The 15,627-nt window shown below is 70.3% G+C and carries 12 protein-coding genes; 3 read left to right on the forward strand and 9 right to left on the reverse strand.

What is annotated here, in order from left to right; genetic code table 11:
* Positions 1 to 2: 2 nt before the first annotated feature.
* Positions 3 to 662 carry a 4'-phosphopantetheinyl transferase family protein gene (locus D6860_RS19360; protein WP_076623012.1) on the forward strand — a complete coding sequence of 220 codons (660 nt, stop codon included), beginning with the start codon at positions 3 to 5 and terminating at the stop codon, positions 660 to 662.
* Positions 663 to 871: 209 nt separating this feature from the next.
* Positions 872 to 2,197 (forward strand): GumC family protein, encoded by a 1,326-nt coding sequence (locus D6860_RS19365; protein ID WP_076623013.1) that lies wholly within the window; start codon positions 872 to 874, stop codon positions 2,195 to 2,197.
* Between the two features lie 25 nt (positions 2,198 to 2,222).
* On the opposite strand, the gene D6860_RS19370 is transcribed toward D6860_RS19365, so the two are convergent.
* From D6860_RS19370 to D6860_RS19395, 6 genes are all read right to left on the reverse strand, one after another.
* On the reverse strand, positions 2,223 to 3,632 hold the full coding sequence (locus D6860_RS19370; protein WP_076623014.1) for a CpsD/CapB family tyrosine-protein kinase: 1,410 nt from the start codon (positions 3,630 to 3,632) through the stop codon (positions 2,223 to 2,225).
* A gap of 115 nt (positions 3,633 to 3,747) precedes the next feature.
* Positions 3,748 to 5,844, reverse strand: a complete 2,097-nt coding sequence (locus D6860_RS19375) for an NAD-dependent epimerase/dehydratase family protein (protein ID WP_076623015.1) — start codon at positions 5,842 to 5,844, stop codon at positions 3,748 to 3,750.
* Between the two features lie 10 nt (positions 5,845 to 5,854).
* Complete coding sequence (locus tag D6860_RS19380; RefSeq protein ID WP_076623016.1) at positions 5,855 to 6,814, reverse strand: glycosyltransferase family 2 protein; 960 nt, start codon at positions 6,812 to 6,814, stop codon at positions 5,855 to 5,857.
* Positions 6,811 to 8,046 carry a glycosyltransferase gene (locus tag D6860_RS19385; protein ID WP_076623017.1) on the reverse strand — a complete coding sequence of 412 codons (1,236 nt, stop codon included), beginning with the start codon at positions 8,044 to 8,046 and terminating at the stop codon, positions 6,811 to 6,813. Before D6860_RS19385 ends, D6860_RS19380 begins: the two co-directional genes overlap by 4 nt.
* Positions 8,043 to 9,041 carry an NAD-dependent epimerase/dehydratase family protein gene (locus D6860_RS19390; protein WP_229743268.1) on the reverse strand — a complete coding sequence of 333 codons (999 nt, stop codon included), beginning with the start codon at positions 9,039 to 9,041 and terminating at the stop codon, positions 8,043 to 8,045. Before D6860_RS19390 ends, D6860_RS19385 begins: the two co-directional genes overlap by 4 nt.
* Positions 9,002 to 10,126: a Gfo/Idh/MocA family protein gene (locus D6860_RS19395; RefSeq protein WP_076623019.1), complete on the reverse strand. Its 1,125-nt coding sequence runs from the start codon at positions 10,124 to 10,126 to the stop codon at positions 9,002 to 9,004. The genes D6860_RS19390 and D6860_RS19395 overlap by 40 nt, the downstream gene beginning before the upstream one ends.
* Before the next feature lie 306 nt (positions 10,127 to 10,432).
* Between D6860_RS19395 and D6860_RS19400 the strand changes: the two genes are divergently transcribed.
* On the forward strand, positions 10,433 to 11,197 hold the full coding sequence (locus D6860_RS19400) for a WecB/TagA/CpsF family glycosyltransferase (protein WP_076623020.1): 765 nt from the start codon (positions 10,433 to 10,435) through the stop codon (positions 11,195 to 11,197).
* A gap of 7 nt (positions 11,198 to 11,204) precedes the next feature.
* Here D6860_RS19400 and D6860_RS19405 read toward each other — a convergent pair whose 3' ends face one another.
* From D6860_RS19405 to D6860_RS19415, 3 genes are read right to left on the reverse strand one after another with little or no spacing between them, the layout of a single operon-like run.
* Positions 11,205 to 11,972, reverse strand: coding sequence for an SDR family oxidoreductase (locus tag D6860_RS19405; protein ID WP_076623021.1), 768 nt, complete (start codon positions 11,970 to 11,972; stop codon positions 11,205 to 11,207).
* Complete coding sequence (locus tag D6860_RS19410) at positions 11,969 to 13,534, reverse strand: FAD-dependent oxidoreductase (protein ID WP_093411844.1); 1,566 nt, start codon at positions 13,532 to 13,534, stop codon at positions 11,969 to 11,971. Before D6860_RS19410 ends, D6860_RS19405 begins: the two co-directional genes overlap by 4 nt.
* Positions 13,528 to 15,582, reverse strand: a complete 2,055-nt coding sequence (locus D6860_RS19415; protein ID WP_076623023.1) for an acyltransferase family protein — start codon at positions 15,580 to 15,582, stop codon at positions 13,528 to 13,530. Before D6860_RS19415 ends, D6860_RS19410 begins: the two co-directional genes overlap by 7 nt.
* Between the last annotated feature and the right edge of the window lie 45 nt (positions 15,583 to 15,627).

A 15,627-nucleotide genomic window follows, 5' to 3' on the forward strand; every position in this document is an offset into this window, starting at 1 on the left:
CGATGGAGACCGTTGCGCGCATCGACACGCTTGGCTGCGTGGACCTGCCGGACGGGCTGGGCTGGGCCATGGCCCAGCCGCAGCCCGACACGGGCGCGCTGTTCCCCGAGGAGCGCGCGGCGATGGCGCGTGCCGTGCCCACCCGCGTGGCGGAGTTCACCGGGGGCCGGGTCGCGGCCCGCGCGGCGCTGGCCCGGATCGGTCTGCCGCCCGTGGCAATCCCGGTCGGTGACGACCGCGCGCCCGCCTGGCCCGAGGGTGTCGTGGGCAGCATCTCGCATGGCGGCGGGGTCTGCGTGGCGGTCGTGGGACGCGCGGCGGCATGGCGCGGCCTCGGGGTCGACCTCGAGCCCGACGCGCCGCTGCCGCCCGATCTGGTCGCAGAAATCGCCGTTGAGGCCGAGCTTGCCGCGCTCGCGCCCATGGGCCAAGGCCACGCGGCGACGCGGGTTTTCAGCGCCAAGGAAGCCGCCTACAAGGCGCAATACCCCGAGACGCGCGCGGTCTTCGGCTTCGACGCGATGCGGGCGGACCTGCCCACCGGCGTCATGCGCATGGTGCAGGACACCGGGCCGGGGCTGGGCGCCGTGCTTCCGATCCGGCAGCAGGTGCTCGGCGGGCTGATCCTGTCGCTGTGCCTTGTCCCGCAGCCGGCGAAATGAGGCAAAATCATGGCGCCGATTGACCGAATGGACACGCAGTGTTTCCCCGAACGTGGGCACGAATCGTGGAGAAAATGAGGCATGATGAGTAAACGTTTCATCAAAGACGGCACGTTTACCGTGCCGAGACCTGATTCCACGGACGGGCCCGGACAGCGCCGGGGCCGTTCGAACGCAGGGTGGGGGCCACACGTTGCGGGAGCAGTGACATGAACCAGTTCCAGTCGTTCGGAGAGGTGCTCGCGGCGTTGCGGCGGCGGATGTTCCTCATTCTCCTCGTGACGGTGCTCGGCTGCGGCCTGTCGCTGTGGGTCGCGCTGAACCAGACCAAGATCTACGAGGCCGGCGCCGTCGTGCAGATCGAGGAGGGGCAGGTGCCCGACTCGCTCGCCGGGGCGAGCGCGCAGAACCGCAACGCCTCGCGCAGCGTCCAGCTGATCGAGCAGCGGCTGATGTCGCGGGACAACCTCGTGCGGCTGATGAACAACAACGGGCTGTTCGCCGGCGATCCCACCATGACCGTGTCCGAGCGGGTCGGCCTCATGCGCGACGCCATCCGGATCGACGAGATCCGCGCGGAAACCAGCGGCTACCAGGCCATGCAGCAGGCGCCCTCGGGGCTGCTCATCACGGTGACCCTCGACGATCCCGAGAAGGCGGCGAACCTCGCCAACGAGCTGATGTACACGGTCATCGACCAGTCCCGCAATCGCAGCGCGAGCAGCGCCCGCGAGACGCTGAAGTTCTTCGAGGACGAGGCCGCCCGCGTCGAGGCCGAGATCGAGAAGGCCGAGGCCCGCATCGCGACCTACAAGCAGGACAACGCCGACGCGCTGCCATCGGGGATGACCGCCCTGCGTGCCCAGCTCAGCACGCTCGAGGACAGCCTGCTCGAACTCGACCGCGAGATCGTGACGATGCAGAGCAACTCCACCCGCCAGCGCGAGGAGGTGCTGTCACGGCAGATCGCCCTGTTGCAGGAGCAGAAGGCGCTGGTCGAGAGCCGCATCGCGTCGATCGAGGCGACCATCCTGAAGGCCCCCGAGATCGAGCGTGAGCTTTCCGCGCTCGAGCGGAACCTCGAGCGGCTCCAGGACCAGTACAGCGTCATCACCCGGCGCAAGGCCGATGCAGAGATGGGCCAGATGCTCGAGGATCGCCAGCAGATGGACCGCTTCGAGGCGCTCGAGACGGCGCTCGTGCCCGAGGTTCCGGCGTCGGGCAGCCGCAAGAAGGTGGCGATCATGGGCGGTGTGGCCAGCCTGCTGGCCGGGGTTGCGCTGGCCTTCATCGTGGAACTTGCCAACCCGGCCATCCGCAGCGCGATGCAGATGGAGCGTGCGCTGGGGGTGCAGCCCGTGGTGGCCATCCCCACGATCCGGACGCGACGGGACCGCCGCCGCCGGGGGCTTGGCATCGCGGCGGCGCTGGCCGCGCTGATCGCCGCGCTCTGGGGCGCCTTCGCCCTCTTCGGCGACCGAATTCCGTGGCAGACCTTGCTGGGAAAGTGGATGCCCCGGCTCGCGCGCTCCTGACGGAGCCGGGAGCGGGGGACGACACTCAGTAGCTGTATTTCTTGAGGCTGGTGCCCTCGGCGCGATTCAGGACCGTGCCGAGCAGGGGCGTGCTCTCGCCAAGCCGGCGCTCGACCTCGCGCACTTCCTTTTCCGTCGTCAGGCCGCCGCCGACGACCAGCAGCACCCCGTCGAACAACGGGCGAAAGGCGATGACGTCGTCGTAGTAAAGCGCCGGCGGCAGGTCGAAGAGCATCACGTCGGGCGCAAAGCGGTCTTCGATCCGTTGCAGGGTCCGGGCGGTCTCGGGGCTTTGCAGCAACTCCGAGGCATAGGGTTCGACCGCGCCGTTGAAACCGAAGGCGATGGTGTCGCCGGCATGGATGCGGTTCTCGGCGATGCGCTGGAAATGATCCTCGGGCGGGATCCCGCCGCGCAGCATGTCGCCCATCGAGCCCGGGTCGCGCAGCCCCATCACCTTGTGCAGCGATGGCCTCCGCATGTCGCAGTCAAGCAGCAGGGTCCGGCAGTTCTGCTGCCGTGACAGGCTGATCGCGAGGTTCGCCGCGGTGAAGGTCTTGCCGCAGTCCTTGGTGGGCGATGTGATCGCCACCCGCTTCCAGCCGTTGTCCGCCAGCGCCTGCAGCAGCCGCGTGCGCAGCACGTCAAAGGCCGCGTGGGCCGGGTCTTCGCGCAGCGCGGTCACGATGCGGTGGCGCTGGAGATGGGCCGGGTCGACCGGAAAGCTTCCGAGCCGGGCCCAGCGATCGTCGACGTCTGCGTCATCTGCGGGGGCGACCCGTCTGGCGGCGCGTTGCGCTCGCAGCGCCTGGCGGGCTTCGTCGATCTGGCGGGCCTCCGAGGCGGCGGCCTCGGCGTCGCGGTTGGCCTTCTCCGTCGCGCGGGCGATTTCCGCCTCGCGCGCGGCCTCGGCAAGACGCAGCTGCTCGGCCTTGCGAGCGGCCTCTGCGGCGCGCGCCTCGGCCTCGCGTTGCTCCTGCGCGCGGTGCTCGGCCTCCTGCTGGCGACGGGCTTCGTCGGCCAGACGGGCGCGTTCAGCGTCTTCGGCACGGCGGGCGGCTTCGGCCTCCTCGGCGGCACGGGTCTGTTCCAAGCGAAGGCGCTCGGCCTCGCGTTGCGCGGCGGCCTGACGTTGTTCCTCTGCCAAGCGGGCCTCTTCAGCCTTGCGCTGCGCCATGGCTTCGCGGGCCCGTTCCGCCCGGCGGGCGGCCGCGACGCGGGCGGCCTCCTGCGCGTCGCTCGCGCTTTCGGATCGTGTGCGTTCGGCCGTCACCGCCTCCGTTGGCGGCGTTTGCGCGGCATCCGTGCGGCGGCGCTTGCGCCGGTGCGTCGGGGCGGCGGCTGGTGGGGCAGCAGAGGTGACCTCGGCCGGCTCCGGGGCGTCGGTCTCGGCGGCGGGCCGCTTCTTCCTCTGGAACTTCCGTCGCTCGACCATATGCCTGATCCGCCCACTCCAAAACACTCCGCGAACATCCGCGCAGCGCGTTCATTAACCATATCCCCGCTTAGACCAGAGGATTCTGTCAAGATTAAGGACCGGCGGGGGCCACTCAGAACCCGAACAGGTTGGCGCGGGTGATCGCCTTTTCGATGAACGCCGCGCGGTCGGTCTCGGGGTGCCAGTCGAGCATCCGCTTGGGCTTGTCGTTCGCGAAGGGCGTGAAATGCGCGCGGCTCTTCCAGTCGGCGAGCGAGGGCCGCACGACGCCGCGCTTGCGCAGCGCGTATTTCTTCAGCCCGTATTTCACCGCGTCCGACAGGTAGAACGCCGTGAGGTTGCCGGGGCTCACCCGGATCCTCGCGCCAAGCGCTTCGTGGATGGCGTCGAAGTAGCCGCGCGCCGAGAGCATCGGCTCGCCGATCAGGTTGAAGCTCTCGCCGATGGCCGAGGGCCGCGCCGCCATGCGCACCAGCCCGTCGACCACGTCGTCGATCAGCACGAAGGGCAGGGTGTTGTTCCCCGGCCCCCAGATGCGCACCGCCCCGGCGCCGTGCCAGCGCCCGATGCCCCAATGCTGCAGCGGGCCGCCATGGCCGACCACGATGCCGGGTCGTGCGATGGTCAGCGGCAGGCCGCGTTCGCGGTGCAGCCGCATCAACTGGTGTTCGCATTCTGCCTTGGACCGGGCGTAGAGGTTGCGGTCGGTCATGTCCTCGGGAAAGCCGATGTCCTCGGTGATGGTCACGCCCGGGTCCGACATGTCGTAGGAGGCGATCGTGCCGGTGTAGACCAGCCGTTTCACCCCGGCCTTTTCGCAGGCCATGCCGATCCGGGTGGCGACGCCCACGTCGTTCACCAGCGCGTCGGTCCAGCTCGTGTCGAGCGATTTGGCAAGGTTGAAGACCACGTCGATGCCCGTCATCGCCTCGGTCAGCGCTTCGAGATCGTGCAGCGAGACGCCCACAGTCTCGACCTGGTCGGGCAGGTCGGGGAAGGGGCCGTGGCGGCCGCGCGACAGCACCCGCACGTCGTGCCCGTCGGCCACCAGCCGCCGCGTGAGCGCCCGGCCGATGAAGCCGGTGCCGCCGATGACCATCGCGGTCGGCGCGGGCGGGCGGGTCTGCACGGCCGGCGCTTTCGGCTCGAGCTGCTCGGGGGGCAGCAGGTCGAGCGCGTCGTCGATGGCCTGCATCACTGTCACCGCGCTCTGACCGCTGAAGCGGGCGTCCTGCGGACCGGTCAAGGTGCCGTAGACGGCGGCGTCCATGCCCCGGAAGCTGAGCCCGTAAGGGCCTTTCTGATTGAGCGAGCTGGCCTGGGTCCAGGCGTTCCGCAGACCTTCGCGCAGGTGCTGGCCCGACAGGTCGAGCTGCTTGCGCAGCGGGTTCACGACCAGGTCCGAGGTGTTCTCGCGCTCGACGGTGAGCACGTCCGAGGCGAAGTCGAGCCGCGCCCGCGCCGAGGAACCGCGCAGCGTGACCGAGCGGTCGTCCTGGGTTTCCACCATCGACAGGGTAAAGGTGATCTCGACATCGCCGGCCCGCGCGAGGATGCGCAACGCCTGCGGGCGCGGGTCGTCGCCGGGCAGCATCACGGGCTTGGTGGCCTCGGCAAAGACCACTTTCGGCGTGCCGAAGAGATCGACCGCGAAGGCCACCAGATGTGGCCCCAGCTCGAGCAGCAGGTTCCTCGGCTCGCGCAGCAGCCAGATATTGAACGGCCCCGAGCGCAGCGGCGAGAGCGGTAGCGCCCATGTGATCTCGGCCGCCAAGACCCGGCCGAGCGTGCCCTCCTGCATCATCCGCTTCATCCGCTCGTAGGACGGCAGGCCGAGGAAGTTGTGCCCGGCGTGGAAGCGCTTGCCTGCGGCTTCGGCGGCGGCGAGGATCTCGCGCGTGTCGTCGGCGCTGGTGGCGACGGGCTTCTCGACAAGCACGTGCAGCCCCGCCTCGAGGCATTGCAGCGCCAGCGGCTTGTGCATCTGCGGCGGCGTCAGGATGTGGACCGCGTCGCAGCAGCCGCTCTCGATCAGCGCCTCGACGCTGGTGAAGGGCTGCGCGCCACAGGCCTCGGCCAGGCCCCGCGCCGCCTGTTCCGAGACATCGCAGACCGCCGCCACGGTCACGCCCGGCGTCGCCTTCAGTGCGTCGGCGTGCCAGGTGGCGATGTAACCGGCCCCGATCAGGCCCACTCGGATCTCGGTCATGGCTGAAGCCTCACTTGTACTCGATGATGCGCATCTGCGCGTTGCGGCGGCGACGCCAGTGGTAGGTCGCCATGCCGATCATGTTGGGGATCTTGGACAGGGTGATGAGCAGGCTGTGCCGCCGCGCTTCGGACGCCGGCAGCCCGGCCCGCGACAGCCCCTGCGCGGTGCGCCACCAGTTGAGCGCATAGGCCGCGAGCACCAGCGCGCAGAGCGGCCACCAGAACAGCAGCCCGGCAAGCAGCAGCAGCGGCAGCGCCAGCCCGTAGACCAGCACGCGGCGGCGCTCGCGGGTGAAGTAGTCGGGATGCAGCGCGCCCACCTGCGCGAAGCCGTGACCGGTGCGCACCGCCCGGCGCCACCATTGCGAAAAGCGGTGGGTGTCGGCGTCGTGGCGGGTCATCTCCTGCGGGATGCGTTCGAGCCGCCATCCGGCCTTGCGCAGCCGCGTGCAGAACTCGTCGTCCTCGGCGGCGATCACCTCGGGGTCGAAGCCGCCCACGGCGTCGAAGGCCTCGGCCCGCACCATCATGTCGCCACCGCAGGCGAGGATCTCGCCCGCCGGGCGCCGCCATTCGAAGTCGGCAAGCTGGTTGTAGAGGCTGGCGTCGCGGTGGATCTCCGAGCGCCAGCCGGTCACGAGGCCAAGCTGCGGATGCGCTTCGAGATGCGCGCGCGCGGCGTCGAGGTAGCCCGGCACCAGCGTGCAGTCGCCGTCGATGAACTGCACGAAACGCGGATGGTCGAGCGCGGCATAGCCGGCGTTGCGGGCGCGCGCGGCGGTGAAGGGCTCTGCGGAGGACAGCGTGACCACCGTGGCGCCGGCCTTGCGCGCTTCGGCGATGCTGGCGTCGGTCGAGCCCGAATCGACGTAGATCACCTGCCGCGCCACCCCCGCGACCGAGGCCAGCGCCGCAACCAGCCGCGCGCCCTCGTTGCGGCCGATGAGGACCACGTCCACGGGGGTCATTCCAGCGCCTCGCGCTTCGGCGGCTGGCTGCCCTCGGCGTAGGCGGTGAAGAGATGCGACAGCCGCGCCGCCTCGATGTGGATGTTGAACTCGGCCTCGACGGTGGCACGGCCGACGGCCCCCATCACGCGCCGCTGGTCGGCGCTGGCAAGCATCTGCGAAATCGCCTCGGTCAGCGCCGGCACGTCTCCGGGCGGCACCAGCAGGCCGCTCTCCCAGTGCGAGACCAGCTCGGGGATGCCGGCAATCTGCGTGGCGATCACCGGCACGCCGGCGGCCATCGCCTCCATCAGCACGACGGGCACGCCCTCGGCGAAGCTCGGCAGCACGAAGACGTCGGATTGCGCCAGCGCCTCGGCCACGGCGTCCTGGCTCTGGTAGCCAAGGAAGACCACCGTGTCGCCCAGCGGTTTCGCCCGCTCCTCCAGCGCCGCGCGTTCCGGCCCGTCGCCGATCAGCGCAAGCCGCAGCCCGGGGAACCGCTCTTTCAGCGCCGCCACCGCGTCGAGCAGGATCGGCACGCCTTTCACCCCGGCGAGCCGCCCGACGAAAAGCAGCGTCTGGCCCCGGTGCGGTGCGGTGTCGTAACGGATCGGGTCGATGCCGCAATGGACGATGTGCAGCTTGTCCCAGTGCTCGGGCGCGGCGAAACACATGAGCTGCGCGCGGCAGTAGTCCGAGATGCAGGCCACGAAACGCGCCCGCGCGGTCTTTTCGTCGATCCGCCAGTGGCCCGGCTCGAAGAATATGTCGGGGCCGTGGATGGTGAAGCTGAACGGAATGCCCGACAGTTCCGAGGCCAGCATCGCCACCGTGCAGGACGCCTTGGCGATGTGGTTGTGCAGGTGCTCGACGCCCTCGGCGCGCAGCCTGTCGGCCAGCACGGCGGCCTCGGCGAAGTAGATCAGGTTGTAGAGCCGCCCCTTGAGCCCCTTCGGTGCGGTCGCCCATGCAAGCTTCAGCGCACGGGCATAGCGGGCGGGGCGCAGGGCAAAGCGCAGCTGCGCCCCGAGCAGGGTCAGCGGGTTCTTGGCGGCGCGCAGGACCATGAAGGTGCGGGCGTGCTCCGCGCGCTGCTCGGCCCCCACGAGATGTTCGGGGCCGGTGGTGCGGATCGAGCAGGTCAGCACCTCGTGGCCAAGATCGCGCAGCGCGGCGACCTCGCGCTGGATGAACGTATCCGAGGCACGCGGGTATTCCCCGGTGAGATAGGCGAGCTTCGGAAGCGTCATCGCCGCTCCTCCGCGAGACTGCGGGCGAGCATCTCCTCGAAGGGCGCGTCGTCGCTGCCGCCGAGTGTCTGGCGCAGCGCCGCGTTCGGCCAGGACAACGGCATGATCCGCGCACGCAGCACCGGTTCGCGCAGCAGCCCCGGACGGCGGGGGCCAAGCGGGGCCGAGAGCCGGGCCAGCCCGCGCCAGAGCGTCCACGGCAGCGGCAGGATCAGCCGGGGCCAGCCGGCGGCGCGCCTGTGGGCCCGGGCGAAGCGGCGGCGGGTGGGGCGGTCGTCGTCGATCACGTTGAGCGCGACGGTCCCCTCGGGATCGCGCAGCGCGGCGCTCACCAGCGCGCGCGCGACCGAGGTGACATGGACAAGCGGCAGCTCGCCGTCCGAGTCGAGCAGCACGTGGCAGGGGCCGACCCAGAAGCCGCTCAGGGCGTGCCACGTCCGGCCCGGCCCCCAGACCGCACCCGGCCGCATCAGCCAGAGCGGGTGCCCCGAGGCCCGGCAAAGCGCTTCCTGCGCGAGCTTCGCGCCGGAGTAGGGGTCTTGCGCCTGGCCCTCTGCGCTCAGGCGGGCGCGCTCGTCGAGCGTCTCGCCGGGCGCGCGCCGCATGGGGTCGTAGATCGCGATGGAGCTGACCAGCACCAGCCGCATGCCCTCGGGCAGGGCATCGAGCAGGTGGCGGGTGCCGCGCAGCGTGTCGGCCTCGATGGCGGCCGGATCGCCGCCGAGATGCGCCGCCGCGTGGATCACCGCGCCGCAACCGCGCAGGCCGCCTGCCAGCGCGTTGACCGAGGCCGGGTCGGAGAGATCCGCCGTCACCACCTCGATGCCCGCGTCCTCGGCCCAGTCCGAGGGCGCCGCGCGGCGCACCACCGCGACCACGCCGAGCCCGCGCGCGCGGGCCTCGGCCACGGTCGCGCGGCCGATGAAACCGCCCGCGCCGGTGACGAGGATTCGGCTCACCGCGCCCATGGCATCGGTTCCATCGGGTCGCAGCACGTGGTCATCGCCTGCGCGCCGGTGCTTTCGCCGGCGTTCTGGATCGCCAGCGTGACCTCGGTCATGTGCAGCGCGAAATCCGCCGACAGGCGGCTCGGCCGTTTGGTCGAAAGCGCGTCGAGCATCTCGGCGGGCCCGAGCATGAAGTTCATCGCCGCCGCGCCCCAGCGTTTCACCTTGGGGTGGGGCGGGCCGCTCAACTTCACGCGGCGGGGGAAGGGGTGTTCCATCAGGCGCCGGCGGAGGGTCATGCGCTTCGCGAAGCGGACTTTCGCGGCATTGTCCCAGGCGGCGTCGCAGCTCAGAACGCCCTTGTCACCGACGATGCGGATGGAATGGTCATGCGGCGCGACGATCGAGCAGGTCAGCCGGGCGACGGGGCCGGTCTCGAAGAACAGCGTGGCCACCGACAGGTCGGGCGCCATCGGGCCGGCGCCGGTCTTGTCGGGCACGGTCTCGGCGCTGGCGGCGACCACCGTGCGCACCGTGCCGAACCACGCGATCAGCCAGCCGAGGTAGTAGCCCGCGTGTTCCAGCGTGCAGCCGACGCGGAACTCGTCGTCGTAGGGCCACGGCGCGCCGGTCTCGCTCAGCCATTTGCGGTAGGCGGCCTGCGGCACGAAGCCGTCGTCTAGCTCGGCGTAGATCACCCGGGGCGTGCCGGCGATGTCGTGGCGCAGCGCGTGGCCAAGGGTCTGCGCCGCCTCGCCCAGCACCGAGCAGGGGGCCGAGGCCAGCATCAGCCCCTTGTCCCGCGCGAGTGTGTGCAGCGCCTTCGCGTCGTCGATCTCCATCGCCAGAGGTTTCTCGGAATAGACGTGGTGGCCGGCATCGAGACACGCCCGGTTAAGCTCGTAATGCGCCGAGGGGTTGGTGAGGTTCAGCACCAGCGTGCCCTCGGGCAGCGTCTCGAGGAACCCGGTCAGCGAGCCGGCCTTCGGGAGGCCCCAATGTGCGCAGAAACGGTCGAGCCGGGCCGCGTCGCGGTCGTAGACCGCCGCGACCTCGATCCCGGACATGGCCCGTAGCGAGCGCAGGTAGAGGTCGGCGACGAAGCCGCACCCGAGAAGCGCGATCCGGCCCATCAGTCGCCGCGCTCCGCGTCACGCGCAACACGAGGCCGCGCGAAAGGCGGCAGGATTGGCTGAACAGGCATGGCGCTCCCGGATGACGAGTCACGATACGTCGCGTTAACCGCTTTGAACCATATAAATCTGGCGAGATTTCGGCAGGAGAGTCTCTGTGCGGAAAGGTCGCGCCGGTCGGCAGCCGAGAGTCGGGCCGTTGATGCCCCGGAGACACGGTCGCCAGGAAATCGGCAACTCCCGGTCCTCCGGGCGGCCTCTTTTGCGCTACACTCCGCGCCGGGGCGCAAGGAGACGCGACGATTCATGGACTTCAGGATTTCCGGTGAGCGGATATCGGTGAACGTTCCGACATGGGCCGTGCTTCAGGCGCGAGTCGCTGAGCGACTGGCGCAGAGGCAGGGTTTTGCGCTTGCCACCCTCAATCTCGACCACCTCGTGAAGCTGCGGGCTTCTCCGCTCTTTCGCAGTGCCTATGCGGCGCAGGATCTCGTGACCGCGGACGGCAACCCCATCGTGTGGATGTCCTGGCTCGCCGGGCGCCCCGTCGAGCTGATCCCGGGCTCCGATGCGATCATGCCGCTCGCGCGGCTCGCGGCGCAACAGGGGGTGACGCTGGCGCTCGTCGGCAGCACGGACGCGGCGCTTTCAGCGGCGAAGAGCTACCTTGAGCGCGAGGTGCGCGATCTCGAGGTCGCCATCACCATCGCACCGCCGATGGGTTTCGATCCCAACGGGCCGGCGGCTGACGAGATATTCGCGCGGCTGACGGCCTCGGGCGCCGGGCTGTGCTTCGTGGCGCTGGGCGCGCCCAAGCAGGAGATCTTCGCGGCTGCCGGACGGCGCAAGGCACCGCAGATCGGCTTCGCCTCGATCGGGGCAGGGCTCGACTTCTTCGCCGGGCGCCAGAAACGGGCGCCGCGCTGGGTGCGGCGGTTCGCGATCGAATGGCTGTGGCGCGGTGCGATCAGCCCGCGCCGGCTGGCGCCGCGCTACGCGAAATGTCTCGCGATCCTGCCGGGCCAGGTTCTGCGCGCCATGCTGCAGCGTTTCCGCACGCCGCAGCACTAGGCCGGGTTCAGCCCAGCCGGCGCGGGCGGCGACGTCGCATCAGCAGCGCATCCTTCAGCTTGCCCTTGAGCCCGCGCGGCGGCAGCACCTCGGTGTCCATCTCGAAGACCGCGCCGGTCAACTCCGGGTCGGCGCGCAGCGCAAGCTCGGCGCCCCACTCCGCCGCCGCTTCGGGCGCGAGCCCGTCGGGAATGCCCATGGTGGTTTTCAGCATGCCCGGCATCCAGTCACCGATGACGATGCCGGGAAAGCGGTCGGCAAGATCGGCGATCAGCGCGCGGGTGAAGATCCGTGCCGCACCCTTCGAGATCGAATAGGCCGCGCTCGCGGGCAGCGGGTTCAGGTCGGCGAAGGTCGCCACGTTGAGGATGCGGCCCCGCCCTGTCTCGCACATGTCTTCCAGCGCGGCGCGGGCGCAGTTCACGGTGCCGCCGAGGTTGGTGGCGACGGTGTCCATGACGCTTTCGCCGCTTTCGTCGAGGATGTCCCGCCGGGGATAGACCGCCGCGTTGTTCACGAGCAGCGCGATCCGCCCATGCTCGGCGCGGATGCGCGCAAAGCCGTGCTGGACGGCAGCCCAGTCGCCCACGTCGAGCGGCAGCGCGTGGAACCGGTCCGGCGCAAGCGCCTGCGTTTCCGCCAGTGGCCCGGCACGCCGTCCGGTGCCGATCACCGTCAGGCCGTGCCGGGTGAGCGCCAGGCTCAGCGCGCGGCCCAGTCCGGACCCGGCACCGGTGACGACGGCCACGCCGTCCTGCGGGGTGATGCGGGTCATCTCTGCTCCTTCAGCATGGCGTCGGCCACGCGCAACGCGTTGGCGGCAATGGTCAGGCTCGGGTTCACCCCCATCGAGGTCGGCATGAAGGACGCGTCCGACACCCACAGGTTGCACAGCTCATGCGCGCGGCAGTCGGGCCGGAGCACCGAGCTCGCGGGATCGGTGCCGAAGCGCAGCGTGCCGCTAGGGTGGCCGAAGTTCAGCTCGGGGCCCATCCCGAGGAACACCCGCCGCTGCCCGCGAAAGGCGCGGGAAATGGCGCGGCGGAACTGGCGGCGGCGGGCCAGCAGCTCGGGGTGACAGGTGTAGTCTACCGCCAGCCGGTCGGGCTGCGCCGGGTCGTGCAGCACGCGGTTCTCGCGGTAGGGCAGATCCTCCATCAGGCCGACGAAGATCTGCGCGTGCCCGAAGAGCTTCGCGGCGATGGCGGCGGGAATGCGGGTCATCTGGCGCAGACCCGGCACGCGGGCGAGCGGCGAGCGCGCCAGCATCAGGTTCAGGTAGTGCACGATCTCGCCGTAGGAGGCGCGGATGCCCATGGCCTGAATCATCCCCAGCCGCGCGCCTTCGCGCAGGTAGAGGTCGCGCAGGGCGATGGCCTTGGTCGCGCCGGCGTCCGGCGTGCCGCGCGGCGGCCAGAGGGCGAACATCTCGTTGAGATGGAACATCAGGTTGCGTCCGACCAGCCCCGAGCCGTTGGCCGCGCCCTCGGGCCATGCCGCGCAGGCCGAGGCGAGCAGCAGCTTGGGCGAGCCGAGCGCGCCGCCGGCCAGCAAGTAGCGGGGCGCGGTGAAGACCTGTGTTTCGCCGTCGATGCGCACCTCGACACCGGTGACCCGGTCGCCGTCGCCTAGCAGCCGCACAACCCGGGCGCGGTCGATGACGCGGGCATTGCCGGTGGCAAGCGCCGGTTCGATCCCGACCGAGCGGGCGTCCATCTTGCAGCGCTTCGGGCATTTCGTACCAAGGCAGTTCAGGCAGCCCTCGACCCGGTCGATGGCGGTATGCGCGTGGTAGGGGTGCAGCCCGTGACGTTCGAGTGTCGTCATCAGCGCCTGCTCGGTGCCGTTCAGCGGCGGAGGCGGCGCCAACGCCATCGGAGGGTCGGTCGAGAGCGGGTCCGGCGTGCCGTGAACGTGGTAGAGCCGCGCGGCGCGGTCATACCAGGGGCGCATGGCATCGAAGCCCACCGGCCAGCCGCCGGTCGGATGCGGCCGGTCGGGCAGATCGTCGAGGTCGTGGCGCTCGGGTCTCTCGAGCGTTGCCGCGTAGAACACGGATGAGCCGCCGACCCCGGCCCCGAGCGGTGCGTAGAGCGCCGCCTGCTGCCCGTCGACGCGGGCGTGCAGCGGGGTGGGCCAGAGGCCGCGGGCCAGCCGGGCCTCGGGCACGAAGATCTCGGACAGGCCGTTGCGTTCGCTCCGGTGGCCAGCTGCGCCCTGTTCGAGGAACAGCACCTTTTGCCCGGCCTCGGCCAGCGCCCGGCCGGTCGTGGCCCCGCCGATGCCGGTGCCGATCACGATGACATCCCACTCCGACCCGGCGGCGGCGGTCACGATCCGGCCCCGTCGTCGAGGGTGAAGACCGGCACGAACAGGTCGCTCAGCGCCAGTGCCGCCGTGTTGGTGAGGTGGTTGTTGTCGAAGTAGTAGCCCTGGCCGTCGTGCAGGGCATGGCAGGCGGCGTCGTCGCAGAGGCGCGGCCATGGGTCGATCCAGCCGATCCGGCCCGCCTCGGCCAGCGCCCGCCAGGGCGCCTCCGCTGGGGCGATGCGCTGGGCCAGCGCGGCGCGGGGGATGCTTGTCTCGGTCACCGGGGGGCGGGCCAGCGGCCAGCCGGCGAGCGCTGCCTCGCGCGCGGCGACGCGGCTGGTGTATTGCGCGATCTCGGGCGGCTGTCGCATCACCACGACATCTCCGACACGCTCTCGCAGTTCGGCGACGGTGGCATCTATGGCCCGCGCGACGATCTCTGCCTGCGGTTCGCCGATGCGGGTCGGCGCCGCCACGGGGTGCACCGCAATGGTGTTCTGCGCGTCGATGCCGATTCCCGTGCCGTTGGCGTAGTAGCTCCAGCGCCCCACCAGCAGCACCCGCTCGAGGCTCGGCAGGGCGGAAAGCGCCTGCCGGATCTGCAGGTTGGCGTTGGTGCAGGCGGTGTCCTGCGCCTGCGTCGCGGCGCTTTCCACCTTGCGCACGCCGAAGAGCGGCGGGCATCCGGCGCGCCAGATGATCATGCCCGGCGTGTCGGCTTCGAGCGCGGCAAGTGCCAGCCCCTCGTGGTAGGCGCGCACGTGGCTGTCGCCCCAGACCAGCACCTTCGGTGGCCCGTCGGGACCGATCGGGCAGACCTCGAGCCCCATGAGCGGCCCCTCTGAGGGGGTGTGACAGCGGCTCCAGTCCTGCATGAAGTCGGCGGTGGCGGTGATATGCGGGCGCACCGCCGGGCCGAAGCGGTCGGGCAGCCCGTCGTTCACGTAGAGCCAGCCGCCAAGCGCAAGCATGGCCGAGGAGGCAACCGCGGTGCCGCCAAGGACGGTGAAGCCCGGCAGGCGTCTGCGCCGCACGGGGTCTTCGATGAAACGCCAGGACAGCCAGCCGAGCGCGACCGAAAGCAGCATCCATGCGATGGCCTCGGGCAGACCGGTGTAGCTTCCGCGCAGGTAGAGCGACAGCACGAGCACCGGCCAGTGCCAGAGATAGAGCGAATAGGAGATCTTGCCGAAGAACACCGCCTCGGGGGTCGACAGGGCACGGTTCACGTGGTTGCGGCCGCAGCCGTTGGCGAGCAGCAGCACTGCCCCGAGCACCGGGGCGAGCGCGAGGACGCCGGGAAAGGCAGGGCCTGCCGGTATGAACAGGATCGAGGCCAGCACCAGGGCGAATCCGAGCCAGCTCAGAACCGCGCGGCCCCGCCAGCGCCGTCCGGTCTCGCAGCCCCAGATTGCCAGCAGCACCCCGCTCAGCAGCTCCCATGCGCGGAACGGGAATAGGTAGAAGGTCGCCGTCTGGTAGGGCGCTGTCAGCATCACGCAGGCGGCGAGTGACAGGACCCAGCAGCCGACGAGCGCTGCGAGCAGGACGCGGCGGTTGCGCGACAGCAGCAGCATGAAGAGCGGCAGGAAGATGTAGAACTGTTCCTCGACCGCGAGCGACCACGTGTGCAGGAACGGCTTTTCCTCGGACGCGGTGTCGAAATAGCCGGCTTCGCGGAAGAACAGCACGTTCGACAGGTAGACCGTCGCCGCGATGAGTTGCTTGCCGAGCTCGCGGAACTCGAAGGGCAGGAACAGCGCCCAGCACAGCGCCGCGGTGACGAAGGCCATGGTGAAGAACGCAGGGGCGAGTCGCCGGAAGCGGCGGATGTAGAAATGCCGCAGCCAGATCCGCCCGGTCGAATCGTATTCGCGCCAGAGGATGCCGCCGATCAGGAAGCCGGAGATCACGAAGAAGATGTCGACGCCGACGAAGCCGCCCTGAAAGCCGGGGATGCCGAAATGGTAGAACACGACGGCAAGCACCGCGATGGCGCGGAGCCCGTCGATATCGCTGCGGTAGGGCAGCGACGTGACCGCCTGGTCCTGTCGCCTCGGTTCTGTCTGGGCCATCACTCGCAATCCGGATTCTCCGGGGGCACATCACCTTCGCGCGAA

The organism is Salipiger sp. D13 (assembly GCF_003703915.1).
GTDB lineage: Bacteria > Pseudomonadota > Alphaproteobacteria > Rhodobacterales > Rhodobacteraceae > Salipiger > Salipiger profundus.